The organism is Streptomyces sp. NPDC026515 (assembly GCF_055567595.1).
The window spans coordinates 298,293-315,082 of record NZ_JBVHQD010000004.1; the positions used below are offsets into that span (position 1 = coordinate 298,293).

At 71.5% G+C, this 16,790-nt stretch carries 17 protein-coding genes; 13 read left to right on the forward strand and 4 right to left on the reverse strand.

Annotated elements, in window-relative coordinates; translation table 11 throughout:
- Nucleotides 1-51: 51 nt before the first annotated feature.
- Both ACZ4O3_RS09760 and ACZ4O3_RS09765 read right to left on the reverse strand, forming a co-directional pair.
- Nucleotides 52-921 (reverse strand): SCO6745 family protein, encoded by an 870-nt coding sequence (locus tag ACZ4O3_RS09760; RefSeq protein ID WP_362728582.1) that lies wholly within the window; start codon nt 919-921, stop codon nt 52-54.
- 186 nt (nt 922-1,107) lie between these two features.
- Entirely contained in the window at nt 1,108-1,863 is a 756-nt protein-coding gene (locus ACZ4O3_RS09765) for an enoyl-CoA hydratase/isomerase family protein (RefSeq protein ID WP_384997505.1), read from the reverse strand.
- Nucleotides 1,864-2,114: 251 nt separating this feature from the next.
- On the opposite strand from ACZ4O3_RS09765, the gene ACZ4O3_RS09770 reads away from it, so the two are divergent.
- Nucleotides 2,115-2,609 (forward strand): ATP-binding protein, encoded by a 495-nt coding sequence (locus tag ACZ4O3_RS09770; RefSeq protein WP_362730986.1) that lies wholly within the window; start codon nt 2,115-2,117, stop codon nt 2,607-2,609.
- 6 nt (nt 2,610-2,615) lie between these two features.
- Here ACZ4O3_RS09770 and idi read toward each other — a convergent pair whose 3' ends face one another.
- Together idi and ACZ4O3_RS09780 are read right to left on the reverse strand one after the other, a co-directional pair.
- Complete coding sequence (gene idi / locus ACZ4O3_RS09775) at nt 2,616-3,209, reverse strand: isopentenyl-diphosphate Delta-isomerase (protein WP_384997503.1); 594 nt, start codon at nt 3,207-3,209, stop codon at nt 2,616-2,618.
- 219 nt (nt 3,210-3,428) lie between these two features.
- Nucleotides 3,429-4,370, reverse strand: a complete 942-nt coding sequence (locus ACZ4O3_RS09780; RefSeq protein WP_384997501.1) for a cation diffusion facilitator family transporter — start codon at nt 4,368-4,370, stop codon at nt 3,429-3,431.
- A gap of 437 nt (nt 4,371-4,807) precedes the next feature.
- Between ACZ4O3_RS09780 and ACZ4O3_RS09785 the strand changes: the two genes are divergently transcribed.
- The 12 genes from ACZ4O3_RS09785 (at nt 4,808) to ACZ4O3_RS09840 (ending at nt 16,785) form a co-directional block, all read left to right on the forward strand.
- Nucleotides 4,808-6,580: a DUF5941 domain-containing protein gene (locus ACZ4O3_RS09785; protein WP_467721818.1), complete on the forward strand. Its 1,773-nt coding sequence runs from the start codon at nt 4,808-4,810 to the stop codon at nt 6,578-6,580.
- A complete protein-coding gene (locus ACZ4O3_RS09790) occupies nt 6,577-7,329 on the forward strand; it encodes a phosphocholine cytidylyltransferase family protein (protein ID WP_362729444.1) in 753 nt (250 codons plus the stop codon). The genes ACZ4O3_RS09785 and ACZ4O3_RS09790 overlap by 4 nt, the downstream gene beginning before the upstream one ends.
- On the forward strand, nt 7,317-8,378 hold the full coding sequence (locus ACZ4O3_RS09795) for an iron-containing alcohol dehydrogenase family protein (protein ID WP_362729446.1): 1,062 nt from the start codon (nt 7,317-7,319) through the stop codon (nt 8,376-8,378). Before ACZ4O3_RS09790 ends, ACZ4O3_RS09795 begins: the two co-directional genes overlap by 13 nt.
- Nucleotides 8,356-9,135: a CDP-alcohol phosphatidyltransferase family protein gene (locus ACZ4O3_RS09800; RefSeq protein WP_362729448.1), complete on the forward strand. Its 780-nt coding sequence runs from the start codon at nt 8,356-8,358 to the stop codon at nt 9,133-9,135. The genes ACZ4O3_RS09795 and ACZ4O3_RS09800 overlap by 23 nt, the downstream gene beginning before the upstream one ends.
- Before the next feature lie 8 nt (nt 9,136-9,143).
- Nucleotides 9,144-10,016: a glycosyltransferase family 2 protein gene (locus ACZ4O3_RS09805; RefSeq protein WP_384997602.1), complete on the forward strand. Its 873-nt coding sequence runs from the start codon at nt 9,144-9,146 to the stop codon at nt 10,014-10,016.
- Between the two features lie 149 nt (nt 10,017-10,165).
- Nucleotides 10,166-11,095 carry an ABC transporter permease gene (locus tag ACZ4O3_RS09810; RefSeq protein WP_362718674.1) on the forward strand — a complete coding sequence of 310 codons (930 nt, stop codon included), beginning with the start codon at nt 10,166-10,168 and terminating at the stop codon, nt 11,093-11,095.
- Nucleotides 11,088-11,888, forward strand: coding sequence for an ABC transporter ATP-binding protein (locus tag ACZ4O3_RS09815; protein WP_362718677.1), 801 nt, complete (start codon nt 11,088-11,090; stop codon nt 11,886-11,888). Before ACZ4O3_RS09810 ends, ACZ4O3_RS09815 begins: the two co-directional genes overlap by 8 nt.
- A 359-nt stretch (nt 11,889-12,247) precedes the next feature.
- Nucleotides 12,248-13,150 carry a squalene synthase HpnC gene (gene hpnC / locus ACZ4O3_RS09820; RefSeq protein WP_467721819.1) on the forward strand — a complete coding sequence of 301 codons (903 nt, stop codon included), beginning with the start codon at nt 12,248-12,250 and terminating at the stop codon, nt 13,148-13,150.
- On the forward strand, nt 13,147-14,100 hold the full coding sequence (hpnD, locus tag ACZ4O3_RS09825; RefSeq protein ID WP_362718681.1) for a presqualene diphosphate synthase HpnD: 954 nt from the start codon (nt 13,147-13,149) through the stop codon (nt 14,098-14,100). Before hpnC ends, hpnD begins: the two co-directional genes overlap by 4 nt.
- Nucleotides 14,100-14,240 carry a DUF6380 family protein gene (locus ACZ4O3_RS09830; RefSeq protein ID WP_362718684.1) on the forward strand — a complete coding sequence of 47 codons (141 nt, stop codon included), beginning with the start codon at nt 14,100-14,102 and terminating at the stop codon, nt 14,238-14,240. The genes hpnD and ACZ4O3_RS09830 overlap by 1 nt, the downstream gene beginning before the upstream one ends.
- Nucleotides 14,237-15,658, forward strand: a complete 1,422-nt coding sequence (gene hpnE, locus ACZ4O3_RS09835) for a hydroxysqualene dehydroxylase HpnE (protein ID WP_467721820.1) — start codon at nt 14,237-14,239, stop codon at nt 15,656-15,658. The genes ACZ4O3_RS09830 and hpnE overlap by 4 nt, the downstream gene beginning before the upstream one ends.
- Nucleotides 15,658-16,785, forward strand: a complete 1,128-nt coding sequence (locus ACZ4O3_RS09840; protein ID WP_467721821.1) for a polyprenyl synthetase family protein — start codon at nt 15,658-15,660, stop codon at nt 16,783-16,785. The genes hpnE and ACZ4O3_RS09840 overlap by 1 nt, the downstream gene beginning before the upstream one ends.
- Nucleotides 16,786-16,790: the final 5 nt, after the last annotated feature.

A 16,790-nucleotide genomic window follows, 5' to 3' on the forward strand; every position in this document is an offset into this window, starting at 1 on the left:
GGCACCGTTCCGCGACACGAAGTCACCGCGAGGGGGGTCAGCCGACCGCTTTCACCCCTTGCCGACCAGATCGGCCGGAAAGGCGCCCGCGGCGAGGGCCGCCCCCGCGAACCCCCTGGCCAGGTCGGTCAGCCGGGCCACGTCGTCGCTCCCCAGGTGTTCGTACGGCGCCCGGTCCAGCCGGTCCGTCTCCGACTCGATCTCCGCCCGCAGGGCGGCCCCCGCCTCGGTCAGCTCGCCCGCCGTGTCGAGCAGCCCGCGCTCCCGCAGCCGCCGCACGGCCGCGTCCCAGTCGTCCTGGCTCCACCCCCGTGTGGCCAGCACCCATTTCGGGGCCATGCCCTTGCCGGTCGCGGTGTGGGTCACCACCGCCTCCAGCCCGTCGAGCCCGGCCGAGATCAGCACCGCGAGGTGCCCGTCACCGCGGTGCTCGCGCAGCAGCGTGGTCGCGTGCCAGTAGGCGAGGTGGGGCTCCTCGGGCACCGGCAGATCCGCGTGCGCCGCGTAGAGCGGGCGGCCGGAGCGGGAACACGCCTCGGCGGCGCGCAGCGCGAGCCGCGCGGCCTCGGCCATCTCGGCGCAGGCCACCGTGTCGGCGCCGAGCAGTCGTCGCATGGAGGCGTCGACGGCACGCGCGCGTGCGGCGAGCACGTCGCCCGGCGAGGCGGTCTCCCAGACGGCCGGGACGTGCCGGGCGACCAGTTCGTACTTGTAGTTGTAGAACGTGGCCGTCACCGTGCCGGGCCCGACCGGCCCCAACGCGGCAGCCCGCACCGCGAAGTTGACGGCCCGCGGGTGGGTCACCCCGAGCGCGGCCAGTTCCTCGGCCAGCTCGGGACTGAAGAAGTGGGTCGCGTGCAGGGAATTGAGCAGGGTGTGACAGCGGCGGCCGGCGCGCGGCTCCAGGACGGCAGTGGTCATGGCGAGCACGTTACCGACTGGTCGGTACGGACTCCAGTGCCGTGCGTGTCCTGACGGTACGGCCTTCGGCCCGCGCCGGCAGGAAAGGCGGGAAATCCGTTGTCGCGGTCGTCGCGGGGAACAGGTCGTCGCCGACGGCAGGTACGTCACCGCGGCCGGGCGGCTCGGGATCGAGTACGGCCCGCTTCATCCTCGGCCGGGGACGGCCCAGCTGAACCGCGGCCGGCGGCGCTCCAGGAACGCGGCGACGCCCTCGGCGGTGTCGCCACTGCCCCGCGCCTGCTCCGTCCAGTGGCCGTCGCGGTCGGTACGGCCGTTGACGAACTCCTTCGCCGCCGCCTGCGTCAGCTGGGAGCGCGCGGTCAGGATCCGGGTGAACTCGGCCACCCGCCCGGTCAGTTCGCCCACGGGCAGCACCTCGTCGACCAGGCCGGTGCGCAGCGCCCGCTCGGTGTCGATCAACTCGCCGGAGTACAGCAGGTACTTGGTGGCCGCGGGGCCGACCAGGGCCACCAGACGGCGGGTGGAGGAGGCCGGGTAGACGATCCCGAGCTTGGCCGGGGTCACGCCGAAGAGGGCGCCCTCCTCGGCGAACCGCAGATCGCAGGCCGCGGCGAGCTGCGAGCCGCCGCCGACGCAGTGGCCGCGGACCGCGGCGAGGGTCGGCTTGGGGAACGCGGCGAGTGCCTCCTCGGCGGCGCAGGCGAGGAACTGCGCCTCGGCGGGAGAGCCCTGGAGGGTGGAGATGTCGGCACCGGCGCAGAAGGTTCCGCCCGCGCCGGTCAGCACCAGGGCCCGGACGCCCGGGTCGGCCGACAGCTCGTCCAGCAGGGGCGGCAGGGCTCGCCACATCGCCGCGGTCATCGCGTTGCGTTTGACCGGGTTGTGGATGACCACCGTGGCCACGGCGCCGGTGACCTGGTGGGAGAGGTGGGGCTCCATGGGCGGGATGCTATCGGCGTGACGGTGCCGGCAAGCGGCGCGGCCCCGCCCCAGGTGTTGCAGTACAACCGTAATAGTGCGCGAAGTCGACTTTACTGGGACAGGAACGGTCTCTCGACCGACCTTGTCGTGCGTCGACGGTCAGAAGCGTTCGATAGTCGCTGACTTGTGTTCAGTCATCCGGAGCGGAGGGCGTCGTTACCAACACTCGTCGTGTGGTGACAATCGAGCGCGAGGGTGGCGACCGGACCATGGAGAACCACGGGCGCGGGCACGACCCGCGTCCAGAGGGAGGCGGCCCTCCGCCGCCGGATCCGCTGCCGTACGAAGGAGTCTGGCGGTTCACCGCCGCCGCCGTGGACGCCTCGGTCCCGCAGGCGCGGCGCGCCGTACGGGACCTGCTCCAGCGCCAGGGCGTCCCGGTCTCGGAGGACCTGGTGTACGGGCTGTTGCTGATCGTCTCCGAGCTGGTCACCAACGCGGTCAAGCACGCGGCGCTGCTGTCGCCGGTGCTCGCCGTCGAGGTCGCCGTCGGCGCCGAGTGGGTGCGGGTGTCGGTGGAGGACAACCACCCCTACCGCCCGACCGCCCTGGAGGCCGACCACGGGCAGACCGGCGGCCGGGGGCTGCTGCTGGTGCGGGAGGTGGCCAGGGAGGCGGGCGGAGTCGTGGACGTGGAGCACACGTCGAGCGGCGGCAAGGTGATCTGGGCCGCCCTGCCGCTCAAACCCGCGGCGCTGCCGTGAGGCCGCTCACCAACCCGCGGACGGGCCCGTCAGCTCCCTGATCGCCGGACGGGCCGCGTCCAGCACGGTCATGAACCACGCCGAGAAGGGGTCCCGGGTGTGCCGCTCGGTCAGCTCGGCGGCCGTCACGAACGCGGTCTCCCCGACCTCTTCGGGGTCCGCCGCGAGCGGTGCCTGCACCATGCCGACGAACAGGTGGTTGTACTCCTGCTCCACGAGTCCGGAGGCCGGGTCCGGGTGGTTGTAGCGGACCGTGCCCGCCTCGCCGAGCAGCGAGGGGGAGACCCCCAGCTCCTCGAAGGTGCGGCGGGCCGCCGCCGCGAACGGGGCCTCGCCGGGGTAGGGGTGGCCGCAGCAGGTGTTGGACCACACGCCCGGGGAGTGGTACTTGCCCAGCGCCCGCTGCTGGAGCAGGAGTCTGCCCTGCTCGTCGAAGAGGAAGACGGAGAACGCCCGGTGCAGCTGCCCGGGTGGCTGATGCGCGGCCAGCTTCTCCGCGGTCCCGATGGTCACACCCTTCTCGTCGACGAGTTCAAGCAAGATCGCGTCCGTTGTGCCCTTCGACGTGCTGTGCGTCGCGGTGGCAGGTGTGATCGGCATACCCATCCTTCGCCTCGGTCTTCGTACCAAGTCTGCCGTACGAATCCGACACTCCCGGCACTTCCCGGCACGGGCACGCCGGAAGAGGGACCCGGTAGTTGATCGTGCCCTACGGGTGCGGACGGGAACCGCCCGGGGGTCTCGAACACCAGGACGCCGGGGGGAGTCCGGACCGATGCGTTCCCTGCGTTCCGGCGGCCCGGGCGGACCGCGGCGCGGTCAGTGGCAGAGCCGGGCCTCGTGCTGCGCGTGCCCGACCGGCTCCAGCTGGAAGGTGCAGTGCTCCACGTCGAAGTGATGGCCGAGACAGCCCTGCAGTTCGTGCAGCATCTTCTCGTGGCCGATGGCGTTCAGCACGTCCGAGCGGACCACCACGTGCGCCGACAGCACCGGCATCCCCGAGGTGATCGTCCAGGCGTGCAGATCGTGGACGTCCTGCACGCCGTCCAGCGCGAGGATGTGCGACCGCACCTCGGCCATGTCCACGTCCTTGGGTGCCGACTCCAGCAGGACGTCCAGGGTCTCGCGCAGCAGTTTCACCGTCCTCGGCACGATCATCAGTCCGATGAGCAGCGAGGCGATCGGGTCCGCCGCCTGCCAGCCGGTGGTCAGGATCACCACGGCCGAGATCAGCACCGCCAGCGAGCCCAGCGCGTCGGCCGCCACCTCCAGGAAGGCGCCGCGCACGTTCAGGCTCTCCTGCTGGCCGCGCACCAGCAGGGTGAGCGAGATCATGTTGGCGACCAGGCCGATCAGACCGAACACGATCATCACGCGGGCCTCGGTGTCCGCGGGCGTCAGGAACCGCTGGACCGCCTCGTACAGCACGTAGCCGCCGACACCGAGCAGCAGCAGACAGTTGGCCAGGGCGGCCAGGATCTCGGCGCGGGCGTAGCCGAAGGTGCGGTTGGTGCTCGCCGGGCGGTTGGCGAAGTGGATCGCCAGCAGCGCCATGCCCAGACCCAGGGCGTCGGTCGCCATGTGGGCCGCGTCCGCGATCAGCGCGAGCGAGTCGGCCAGCAGGCCGCCGAAGATCTCGACCACCATCACCCCGAGGGTGATGGCGAGCGCCACCCGCAGCCGGCCGCGGTAGGCCGCCGCGGCCGTGCCGGTGGTCGGCGCGTGGGCGTGCGTGTGACCGTGGTCGTGCCCTGCCCCCATGGGATACGCCTCCTCTGTTCCGCCGGGGATCACAGTGAACTACGGGTGGGGGGTATCCGGCAACGCGACGGTGAACACCGTTGTCATGTGCCCTGACCTGCGGAAACGAATCCCAGGTCAGGGCACCCTCAGTCACCCTTCATGAACGGGCGCTCACCCCGGGCCGCCGCCGGACGCTCCTCGGTGCCGCAGCGCCCCATGTCCTCAATGCCCGTTCTGTGAGCACGGTTTGTGAGCCGGGGCCGGGATCACGGATGATGATCTCGGCAAAGGCCGGGGCAGAGCGGGTCGTCCGTGCCGTGAACGGCCGGTGAACAAGCAGTCCGCACCATCCGATAGCCTCTGCCGAATGCCGCCCGGGGGCAACCAGGCACACCACGCCCCACCACGCAGGAGAAACCGGCGCCCGTCGCCGGCACACCAGGGAGTGAGTTCGGTTGCCGACCGCCATCGTCACCGGCCAGCCGGTCCCCGGATCGTCGTTGGAGAGCGATCTGCGGGCGCTCGGCTTCGAGGTGTCCACGGCCCCGGACAGCGCCGGCACCGCGGCCCTCCTCGCGGCCGTGCCCGCCGACCGGCGGGTCGCCGTCGTCGACGCCCGCTTCGTCGGGCATCCGCACGCCCTGCGCCTCGGCCTCACCGACCCGCGCTTCCCGCTCGCCGCGATACCCGGAGCCGTCACCGCCCAGCCGGCCGGCCGCCAGGCGCTGACCTCGGCACTGGCCCGGGAGGCCGCGGCCGGCGGCGGTACCGACCTCGCCGTCGACGGCCTCGTCACCGCCCTGGACGCCGACGTGCACCGCCCCGAGCTGGGCAGTCTCGTCGCCGCCGTCCCCGCCGACCCGCAGGCCCGCAACGAGGCACGGCAGGCCGTCGCCGCCGTCGACGACGAGGCCGTACGCCTGAAATCCGCGGTGAAGTCCCGGGACGGCTTCTTCACCACCTTCTTCATCAGCCCGTACTCCCGCTACCTCGCCCGCTGGTGCGCCCGGCGCGGACTGACCCCCAACCAGGTCACCACCGCCTCCCTGCTCACCGCCCTGATAGCGGCGGGCTGCGCGGCCACCGGCACCCGGGCCGGGTTCGTCGCGGCGGGCGTGCTGCTGATCGCGTCCTTCGTCCTGGACTGCACCGACGGCCAGCTGGCCCGCTACTCCCTGCAGTACTCCACGCTCGGCGCCTGGCTGGACGCCACCTTCGACCGGGCCAAGGAGTACGCCTACTACGCGGGCCTCGCCCTCGGCGCGGCCCGGGGCGGCGGCCACGACGATGTCTGGGCCCTCGCGCTCGGCGCGATGATCCTGCAGACCTGCCGGCACGTCGTCGACTTCTCGTTCAACGAGGCGAACCACGACGCCACCGCCAACACCAGTCCCACCGCGGCCCTCTCCGACCGGCTCGACAGCGTCGGCTGGACGGTCTGGGTGCGCCGGATGATAGTCCTGCCCATCGGCGAACGATGGGCTCTCATAGCCGTCCTGACCGCGGCGACGACGCCGCGGATCACCTTCTACGTGCTGCTCGTGGGCTGCGCCCTCGCCGCGACCTACACCACGGCCGGGCGCGTGCTGCGCTCGCTGACCCGCAAGGCCAGGCGGACCGACCGGGCCGCCCGGGCGCTGGCCGACCTCGCCGACAACGGCCCGCTCGCCGGATTCGCCTCCCGCGTGCTGCCCGCCCGGCTCGGCTCCCCGCTCCTGGTGGCGCTCGCCGGAGTGGCGGTTCTCACCGTCTCCCTCTTCTCGGGCGTGACCTGGGCGCCGGTCGCGGGTGCCGTCGTCTACGCGCTGGCCTCCGGCCAGGCCCTGGCCCGCCCGCTCAAGGGCGCCCTCGACTGGCTGGTCCCGCCCCTGTTCCGGGCCGCCGAGTACGGCACCGTCCTCGTCCTCGCAGGCAAATCCGGGGTGAACGGAACCCTTCCCGCGGCTTTCGGCCTGGTGGCCGCCGTCGCCTACCATCACTACGACACGGTGTACCGCATCCGCGGCGACGCCGGGGCGCCGCCGGCCTGGCTGGTCCGCGCCATCGGGGGGCAGGAAGGGCGAACGCTGCTGGTCACCGTGGTGGCCGCGGTACTCACCGCCACGCAGTTCGAGGTCGCGCTCACGGTCCTGGCCGTGGCCGTGGCCGGGCTGGTGCTCGTCGAGAGCATCCGCTTCTGGGCGTCCGCAGGGGCGCCCGCCGTACACGATGAAGGAGAACCCGCATGATCGGCCTCGTGCTGGCGGCCGGCGCCGGACGGCGTCTGCGCCCCTACACCGACAGCCTGCCCAAGGCGCTGGTGCCGGTGGGGCCCGCCGGGATAGAGGACTCGATCACGGTGCTCGACCTGACCCTCGGCAACTTCGCCGAGATCGGCCTGACCGAGGTCGCGATCATCGTCGGCTACCGCAAGGAGGCCGTGTACGAGCGCAAGGCGGCCCTGGAGGCGAAGTACGGCCTCAAGCTCACTCTCATCGACAACGACAAGGCCGAGGAGTGGAACAACGCCTACTCCCTGTGGTGCGGCCGTGACGCCCTCAAGGACGGCGTGATCCTTGCCAACGGCGACACCGTCCACCCGGTCTCCGTCGAGAAGACGCTGCTCGCCGCCCGCGGCGAGGGCAAGAAGATCATCCTGGCGCTGGACACGGTCAAGGACCTCGCCGACGAGGAGATGAAGGTCGTCGTCGGCGCCGGCCAGGGCATGACGAAGATCACCAAGCTGATGGACCCGGCCGAGGCCACCGGCGAGTACATCGGCGTCACCCTCATCGAGGGCGACGCGGCCCCCGAGCTCGCCGACGCGCTGAAGACGGTCTGGGAGAGCGACCCGCAGCAGTTCTACGAGCACGGCTACCAGGAGCTGGTCAACCGCGGCTTCCGCATCGACGTCGCGCCCATCGGCGACGTCCGGTGGGTCGAGATCGACAACCACGACGATCTCGCCAGGGGACGGGAGATCGCATGCCAGTACTGACCAGGCTGATCCCCTCGCCGGTCGTCGTCGACATCCGCCCGGGTGCCCTCGACGACCTGGCCGGCGTGCTCGCCGACGAACGCATCTCACACTCCGGCCGTCTCGCCGTCGCCGTCAGCGGCGGCTCCGGCGCGAGGCTGCGCGAGCGAATCTCGCCGAGCCTGCCCGGCGCCACCTGGTACGAGGTCGGCGGCGGCACCCTCGACGACGCGATCCGGCTGGCCGGCGAGATCAAGGCGGGCCGCTACGACGCGGTCGTCGGCCTCGGCGGCGGCAAGATCATCGACTGTGCCAAGTTCGCGGCCGCGCGGGTGGGACTGCCCCTGGTCGCCGTGCCGACGAACCTCGCGCACGACGGCCTGTGCTCGCCGGTCGCCACCCTCGACAACGACGCGGGCCGCGGCTCCTACGGCGTGCCGAACCCGATCGCGGTCGTCATCGACCTCGACGTCATCCGGGAGGCCCCGGCGCGCTTCGTGCGCTCGGGCATCGGCGACGCCGTCTCCAACATCTCGGCGATCGCGGACTGGGAGCTGTCCCACCGCGTCACCGGCGAGAAGATCGACGGTCTGGCGGCCGCCATGGCCCGGCAGGCCGGTGAGGCGGTGCTGCGCCACCCCGGCGGCATCGGGGAGAACGACTTCCTCCAGGTGCTCGCCGAGGCGTTGGTGCTCAGCGGTATCGCCATGTCGGTGTCGGGCGACTCCCGCCCGTCCTCCGGCGCCTGTCACGAGATCAACCACGCCTTCGACCTGCTGTTCCCGAGGCGTGCCGCCAGCCATGGCGAGCAGTGCGGGCTCGGCGCGGCCTTCGCGATGTATCTGCGCGGAGCCCACGAGGAGTCCGCGTTCATGGCCGATGTGCTGCGCCGGCACGGACTGCCGGTGCTGCCGGAGGAGATCGGCTTCACCGTGGACGAGTTCGTCCGGGTCGTCGAGTTCGCCCCGGAGACCCGGCCCGGCCGCTACACCATCCTCGAACACCTCAACCTCAAGACCCACCAGATCAAGGACTTCTACGTCGACTATGTCAAGGCCATCGGTAGCTGAACTCCGTCCGGTCGTCCACCCCGCAGGGGTCAAGGACCGGCGCAGCGGTGAGCACTGGATGGGGCGCCTCTATATGCGCGAGGTGTCCCTGCGGGTCGACCGCTACCTGGTGAACACCAGGGTCACGCCCAACCAGCTCACGTACCTGATGACCGTCTTCGGCGTGCTCGCGGCCCCGGCCCTGCTGGTGCCGGGGATCACGGGCGCCGTGCTCGGCGTGGTCTGCGTCCAGATGTACCTGCTCCTGGACTGCGTCGACGGCGAGGTCGCGCGCTGGAAGCAGCAGTACTCGCTGGGCGGGGTCTACCTCGACCGGGTGGGCGCGTACCTGACCGACGCGGCCGTCCTGGTCGGCCTCGGGCTGCGCGCCGCCGACCTGTTCGGCAGCGGCCGTATCGACTGGCTGTGGGCCTTCCTCGGCACCCTGGCCGCGCTGGGCGCCATCCTGATCAAGGCCGAGACCGACCTGGTCGGCGTCGCCCGGCATCAGGCCGGGCTGCCGGTGGTCAAGGAGGCGGCCGCCGAGATGCGTTCCTCCGGCATGGCCCTGGCCCGCCGGGCCGCCGCCCTGCTCCGGTTCCACCGGCTGATCCTCGGCATCGAGGCCTCGCTGCTGATCCTGGCCCTGGCGATCGTGGACCACGTCCGCGGTGACCTCTTCTTCACCCGGCTGGGCACCGCCGTGCTCGCCGGCATCGCGCTCCTGCAGACCCTGCTGCACCTGGTCTCGGTCCTCGCGTCGAGCAGGCTGCGGTGAGCGCCGGGCTGAAGGTCGGCGCGGTCGTCATCACCATGGGCAACCGCCCCGACGAACTGCGTGCCCTCCTCGACTCGGTCGCCAAGCAGGACGGCGACCGGGTCGAGGTCGTCGTCGTCGGCAACGGCTCGCCGGTCCCGGACGTCCCGGACGGCGTCCGCACCATGGAGCTGCCGGAAAACCTGGGCATCCCCGGCGGCCGCAACGTCGGTATAGAGGCCTTCGGCCCGAGCGGCCGCGATGTCGACATACTGCTCTTCCTGGACGACGACGGCCTGCTCGCCGAGCACGACACCGCCGAGCTGTGCCGGCAGGCCTTCGCGGCCGACCAGCGGCTCGGCATCATCAGCTTCCGCATCGCCGACCCGGAGACCGGGCAGACCCAGCGCCGGCACGTGCCCAGGCTCCGGGCCGCCGACCCGATGCGCTCCTCGCGGGTCACCACCTTCCTGGGCGGCGCCAACGCCGTCCGCACCCAGGTCCTCGCCGAGGTCGGCGGCCTGCCGGACGAGTTCTTCTACGCCCATGAGGAGACCGACCTGGCCTGGCGGGCGCTGGACGCCGGCTGGATGATCGACTACCGCTCCGACATGGTCCTCAACCACCCCACCACCGCCCCCTCCCGGCACGCGGTCTACCACCGGATGGTCGCCCGCAACCGGGTGTGGCTCGCGCGCCGCAACCTGCCCGCCCCGCTGGTCCCCGTCTACCTCGGGGTGTGGATGCTGCTGACCCTGGTGCGGCGCCCCTCGCGCCCGGCCCTGCACGCCTGGTTCGCCGGCTTCCGGGAGGGCTGGACCACCCCGTGCGGACCCCGTCGGCCCATGCGGTGGCGCACCGTGTGGAAGCTCACGCGACTGGGCCGGCCTCCGGTGATCTGAGAAGCTCGAAGGTGCGTGTCCGCGTTCCCGGGGGTGTCCGGCGCGCGGACAGCCCCGGAAACGTGTCCCATGGCGGATACGTGTCACCTCCGGTAGCACAATTTCGTAAGACGCACGTAAGACGAATCCGAGGACGAAGGCTTCCACCCTTGAGTGAGACAACGCATGACGTCGGAATCGCGGTGAGCGCGGTGCCGTCGCCCGACGAGGGCCTGACGGCGGGGCAGCTGGCCGCCAGGTACGGGCTCACGGTGAGCGGCGCACGTCCCTCGCTCGTCGAGTACGTACGCCAGCTCTGGGGACGCCGGCACTTCGTCCTCGCCTTCTCCCAGGCGAAGCTCACCGCCCAGTACAGCCAGGCCAAGCTCGGCCAGGTCTGGCAGGTGGCCACACCGCTGCTGAACGCGGCCGTGTACTACTTCATCTTCGGCGTCATCCTGCACGCCAGCCGCGGGATGTCCCAGGACATATACATCCCGTTCCTGGTCACGGGCGTCTTCACGTTCACCTTCACGCAGAGCTCGATCATGACCGGCGTGCGCGCGATCTCCGGCAACCTCGGCCTGGTGCGGGCGCTGCACTTCCCGCGTGCCGCGCTGCCGGTCTCCTTCGCGCTCCAGCAGCTCCAGCAGCTGTTGTTCTCGATGATCGTCATGATCGCCGTGGTGATCGGCTTCGGTACCACCCCGGGCCTGTCCTGGCTGCTGGTCCTGCCGACCCTGGTGCTGCTGTTCCTCTTCAACACCGGCCTGGCGATGATCGTGGCCAGGCTGGGCGCCAAGACGCCGGACCTGGCCCAGCTGATGCCGTTCGTGCTGCGCACCTGGATGTACATGTCCGGTGTCATGTTCTCCATCAGCAAGATGATGGAACACCGGCCGGAGTGGGCGCGCCTGCTCCTCCAGGTGAACCCCGCGGCCGTCTTCATGGACCTGATGCGCTTCGCGCTGATCGACGGCTACGGCTCCGAGAACCTCCCGCCGCACGTCTGGGCCGTCGCCCTGGCCTGGGCGCTGGTCGTCTTCGCGGGCGGTTTCGTGTACTTCTGGAAGGCGGAGGAGCGGTACGGTCGTGGCTGAGCTGAACGACACGGAGCAGCAGGGGGCGCGGATCCCCACCGTCATCGCGGAGGACGTGCACATCGTCTACCGCGTCAACGGCGCCAGGTCCGGCAAGGGCAGCGCGACGGCCGCCCTGAGCCGCATCGTCAAGCGCGGCTCCGACGACGCGGCGCGCGGCGTCCGCAAGGTGCACGCCGTGCGCGGGGTCTCCTTCGTCGCCTACCGGGGCGAGGCGATCGGCCTGATCGGCTCCAACGGGTCCGGCAAGTCGACCCTGCTGCGGGCCATCGCCGGCCTGCTGCCCGCGGAGAAGGGCAGGGTCTACACCAACGGCCAGCCCTCGCTGCTCGGCGTCAACGCCGCCCTGATGAACGACCTCACCGGCGAGCGGAACGTCATCCTGGGCGGCCTCGCCATGGGCATGTCCCGGGAGCAGATCAGGGAGCGCTACCAGGAGATCGTCGACTTCTCCGGCATCAACGAGAAGGGCGACTTCATCACGCTGCCCATGCGCACCTACTCCTCCGGCATGGCGGCCCGGCTGCGGTTCTCCATCGCCGCCGCCAAGGACCACGACGTCCTCATGATCGACGAGGCGCTGGCCACCGGTGACGCCGCGTTCCGCAAGCGGTCCGAGGCCCGGATCCGCGAGCTGCGCGAGCACGCCGGCACCGTGTTCCTGGTCAGTCACAACAACAAGTCGATCCGGGACACCTGCGACCGGGTCCTGTGGCTGGAGCGCGGTGAGCTGCGCATGGACGGTCCGACCGAAGAGGTGCTCAAGGAGTACGAGAAGTTCACGGGCAAGTAGCCCTGCGCTCCCCGGGCCCCGCCGGAACCTTTCCGGCGGGGCCCGGCGTCTGCAAAGGAAACGTCAACTCCGGCTCGCCTTAGGAATCTTGACGCCAATCGGTGTGTTGTTGTGATCTGCGGGACACCCCGACGAACCTCGATGCGTTGTACAACGTAAGCTGTACCGGTCCCGGAAAGCGGCAAGTGGGGCGATAATGCGCGACACCCTCGGCCGGTCCGCCCTGCGGATTGCTGGGCGGCGTGTCCGAAATAGTGTGTATTGGGTCGGCAGTGTAGAACGGGAGATGTGACGGCAATGGCTACGGAAACTCCCCAGCTCAACGCAGGCCACGCCGTCCCGGCCCCGGGCAGCGAACGGTGACGGCGACCACGCCGGCGCGCACCGGAGACGCCGGGCGAGGCATTCTGGACAAGGCCGCGGACGAGAACTTCCCGGTGGCCCCGTTCTTCCTGCCGAGGGCCTGGCGCGACGACCTGATGGCCGTGTACGGCTTCGCCCGTCTCGTCGACGACATCGGCGACGGCGACCTGGCCCCCGGCGGCGGCGACGCCCGACTGCTCGGCGTCTCCCCGGCCGAGGCCGACGACCGCCTGGCGCTCCTCGACGCCTTCGAGGCCGACCTGGCCCGCGTCTTCGACGGCACCCCGCACCACCCCCTGCTGCGCCGCCTCCAGCCCACGGTGCGCCGCCGCGACCTGGCGCCCGAGCCGTTCCTCGGGCTGATCGCCGCCAACCGCCAGGACCAGCTGGTCACGCGGTACGAGACCTATGACGACCTGCTCGCCTACTGCGAGCTGTCGGCCAACCCCGTCGGCCGCCTGGTCCTCGCCGTCACCGGCACCTCGACCCCCGAGCGGATCCGGCTCTCGGACGCGATCTGTACCGCACTCCAGATCGTCGAACACCTCCAGGACGTGGCCGAGGACCTCGGCCGCGACCGGATTTATCTGCCCGCCGTGGACATGAAGCGCTTTCATGTCCAGGAGGCGGATCTCGCCAGGAAAACCGCGGGCGCATCGGTGCGTGCTCTGGTTGCATACGAAGCGCAACGCGCCCGCGATCTCCTGAATGAAGGCGCCCCCTTGGTGGGTAGCGTCCACGGCAGGTTGAAGCTGCTGCTCGCGGGGTTCGTGGCGGGGGGAAGGGCGGCGATCGCAGCGATCGCCGCCGCCGAATACGACGTACTTCCCGGCCCGCCCAAGCCCGGCAAGGGCCGGTTGCTGCGTGAGGTGGGCCTGACTCTGCGAGGAGAGGGGTGATCCGGACCGTGGACTCTCCCACACCTGTGTCCGCACCGGTACTCGCCGCCTACAGCTACTGCGAGACCGTCACCGGACAGCAGGCACGGAACTTCGCCTACGGCATCAGGCTGCTGCCCGCGCCCAAGCGGCGCGCCATGTCGGCGCTCTACGCCTTCTCCCGGCGCGTCGACGACATCGGCGACGGCGTGCTGGCCGACGACGTGAAGGCGGCCCGTCTGGAGGACACCCGGGCGCTGCTCGCCCGGGTCCAGGACGGCGCGGTCGACGAGGACGACACCGACCCGGTCGCGGTCGCCCTCGCGCACGCGGCCCAGGTCTTCCCGATCCCGCTGGGCGGCCTGGACGAACTGATCGACGGCGTGCTGATGGACGTACGCGGCGAGACGTACGAGACCTGGGACGACCTGAAGGTCTACTGTCGCTGTGTGGCCGGTGCGATCGGCCGGCTCTCGCTCGGTGTGTTCGGCACCGAACCGGGGGCGCGCGGCGTCGAGCGAGCGCCGGAGTACGCCGACACGCTCGGGCTCGCACTCCAGCTCACCAACATCCTCCGCGACATCCGCGAGGACGCCGGGAACGGCCGCACCTATCTGCCCGGCGACGACCTCGCCAAGTTCGGCTGCGCGGCCGGGTTCCACGGGCCGACCCCGCCGGAGGGCTCGGACTTCGCGGGCCTGGTGCACTTCGAAGTACGGCGCGCCCGGGCCCTGTTCGCCGAGGGTTACCGGCTGCTGCCCATGCTGGACCGGCGCAGCGGTGCCTGTGTCGCCGCCATGGCCGGCATCTACCGCCGGCTGCTCGACCGGATCGAGCGCGAACCGGAGGCGGTGCTGCGCGGCCGGGTCTCGCTGCCCGGGCGCGAGAAGGCGTACGTCGCCGTACGCGGCCTGTCCGGCCTGGACACCCGGCGCCACGCCTCCCGCCGGACCGTCAGGAGGCGCGCCTGATGGACGAAGTGGGCCAAGCTGACGTCACCGGAGAAAAACGGCAGGCAACCCTCCGGCGCGGTGCGGCGTCCCTGACTGCGACGGCCCGCCCCGCCCCGCTCCACCGGCACGGCGGGTGGGCAGGGGAGGCTGCACGATGACCGACGGCACGCGATCCGAACGGACGCACGACGACATCCCGTCCGGGCGCACGGCCGTCGTGATCGGCGGCGGCCTGGCCGGCGTCACGACCGCACTGGCACTCGCCGACGCCGGGGTGCGGGTGACGCTGCTCGAAGGCAGGCCGCGCCTTGGCGGGCTCGCCTTCTCCTTCCGGCGCGGCGACCTGACCGTCGACAACGGCCAGCACGTGTACCTGCGTTGCTGCACCGCCTACCGCTGGTTCCTCGACCGCATCGAGGGCGCGGCGCTGGCACCGCTCCAGGACCGGCTCGACGTGCCCGTGCTCGACCTCGCGAAACCGGAGGGGCGCCGACTCGGCAGACTCCGCCGGGACCCCCTGCCGGTGCCCCTGCATCTGGGGCGCAGCCTCGCCTCCTACCCGCATCTCTCGCTCGCCGAACGCGCCGCGGTGGGCAGAGCCGCTCTCGCCCTCCGAGCACTCGATCTCCGCGATCCCGCGCTCGACGCACAGGACTTCGGCAGCTGGCTTGCCGCCCGGGGCCAGTCGGCGCGGGCCATCGAGGCACTGTGGGACCTGGTGGGGGTCGCCACCCTCAACGCGGTGGCCCAGGACTCTTCCCTGGCGCTCGCCGCGATGGTGTTCAAGACCGGTCTGCTGTCCGACCCGGGCGCGGCCGACATCGGCTGGGCCCATGTGCCGCTGGGAGAACTGCACGACCGGCTGGCCCGCAAGGCGCTCGACTCCGCGGGCGTGCGCACCGAAGTCCGTACACGCGTCACCTCCGTCTCCACTAACGAGAACGGCACGTGGAGCGTTCAGGTTCCCGGCGAGACGCACACCGCCGACACCGTGGTGCTCGCCGTGGCCCAGCGCGAGGCCTACGACCTGCTTCCCGAGGGTGCCCTCGAGGCACCGGAGAACCTCCTGGAGATCGGCACCGCGCCGATCCTCAACGTCCATGTGGTCTACGACCGTACGGTGCTCACCAAGCCGTTCTTCGCGGCCCTGGGCACCCCGGTCCAGTGGGTGTTCGACCGCACCCATGCCTCCGGGCTGCGCGAGGGCCAGTACCTCGCGCTGTCCCAGTCGGCCGCCCAGGACGAGATCGACGCGCCCGTGGCCGTACTGCGCGAGCGCTACCTGCCCGAACTGGCACGGCTGTTGCCCGGCGCGCGCGGCGCCGAGGTGCTGGACTTCTTCGTCACCCGGGAGCGCACCGCGACGTTCGCCCCCACCCCCGGCGTCGGGCGGCTGCGGCCCGGCGCCCGCACCAAGTCACCCGGCCTCTACCTGGCCGGAGCGTGGACCGCCACAGGGTGGCCCGCGACCATGGAGAGTGCGGTCCGCAGCGGTGTGAACGCGGCCGACGCCGTGCTGCGCACCCTGGGCCGGCCCCGCCCCCGTCACCTCTTCGAGTTGGAGGAGGCGGCGTGATGCTCGGTCAGCAGACGGCAGGCCCCCGCACCCCCGGTACCGCAACAAGAGGAGAAACTGTGCCCACTGTGCCCCCGGCCGAGACGGCTGCCGACGCGGTGGACGTGACCGCGCTCCTGGAGCGCGGCCGGACCCTTGCCACCCCGGTACTGAAGACGGCCGTCGACCGCCTGGCACCCCCCATGGACACCGTGGCCGCCTACCACTTCGGCTGGATCGACGCCGAGGGCAACCCCGCCGACGGCGACGGCGGCAAGGCCGTACGGCCCGCGCTCGCCGTCCTCTCCGCCGAGGTCACCGGCGCCGGCCCCGAGGTCGGCATCCCGGGCGCCGTCGCCGTCGAGCTCGTCCACAACTTCTCGCTGCTGCACGACGACCTGATGGACGGCGACGAGCAGCGCCGCCACCGCGACACCGTCTGGAAGGTGCACGGTCCCGCCCAGGCGATCCTGGTCGGCGACGCCCTGTTCGCCCTCGCCAACGAGGTGCTGCTGGAACTCGGCACCGTCGAGGCCGGCCGGGCCACCCGCCGGCTCACCACCGCCACCCGCGCCCTGATCGACGGCCAGGCACAGGACATCTCCTACGAGCACCGCGACCGGGTCAGCGTCGAGGAGTGCCTGGAGATGGAGGGCAACAAGACCGGCGCACTGCTCGCCGCCTCCAGCTCCATCGGCGCGGTGCTCGGCGGTGCCGACGACCGTACCGCCGACACCCTGGAGAAGTACGGCTACCACCTCGGCCTCGCCTTCCAGGCCGTCGACGACCTCCTCGGCATCTGGGGCGACCCGGACTCCACCGGCAAGCAGACCTGGAGCGACCTGCGCCAGCGCAAGAAGTCCCTGCCGGTCGTCGCCGCGCTCGCCGCGGGCGGGCCCGCCTCCGAGCGGCTCGGCGAGATCCTCGCCGCCGACGCCAAGAGCAGTGACTTCGAGAACTTCTCCGAGGAGGAGTTCGCCGCCCGTGCCGCCCTCATCGAGGAGGCCGGCGGCCGGGAATGGACCGCCGAGGAGGCGCGTCGTCAGCACACCATCGCCATCGAAGCCCTGCACGCCGTCGACATGCCCGAGCTGGTGCGGGCGCAGTTCACGGCGCTGGCCGACTTCGTCGTCGTACGAAAGAGATGATCACT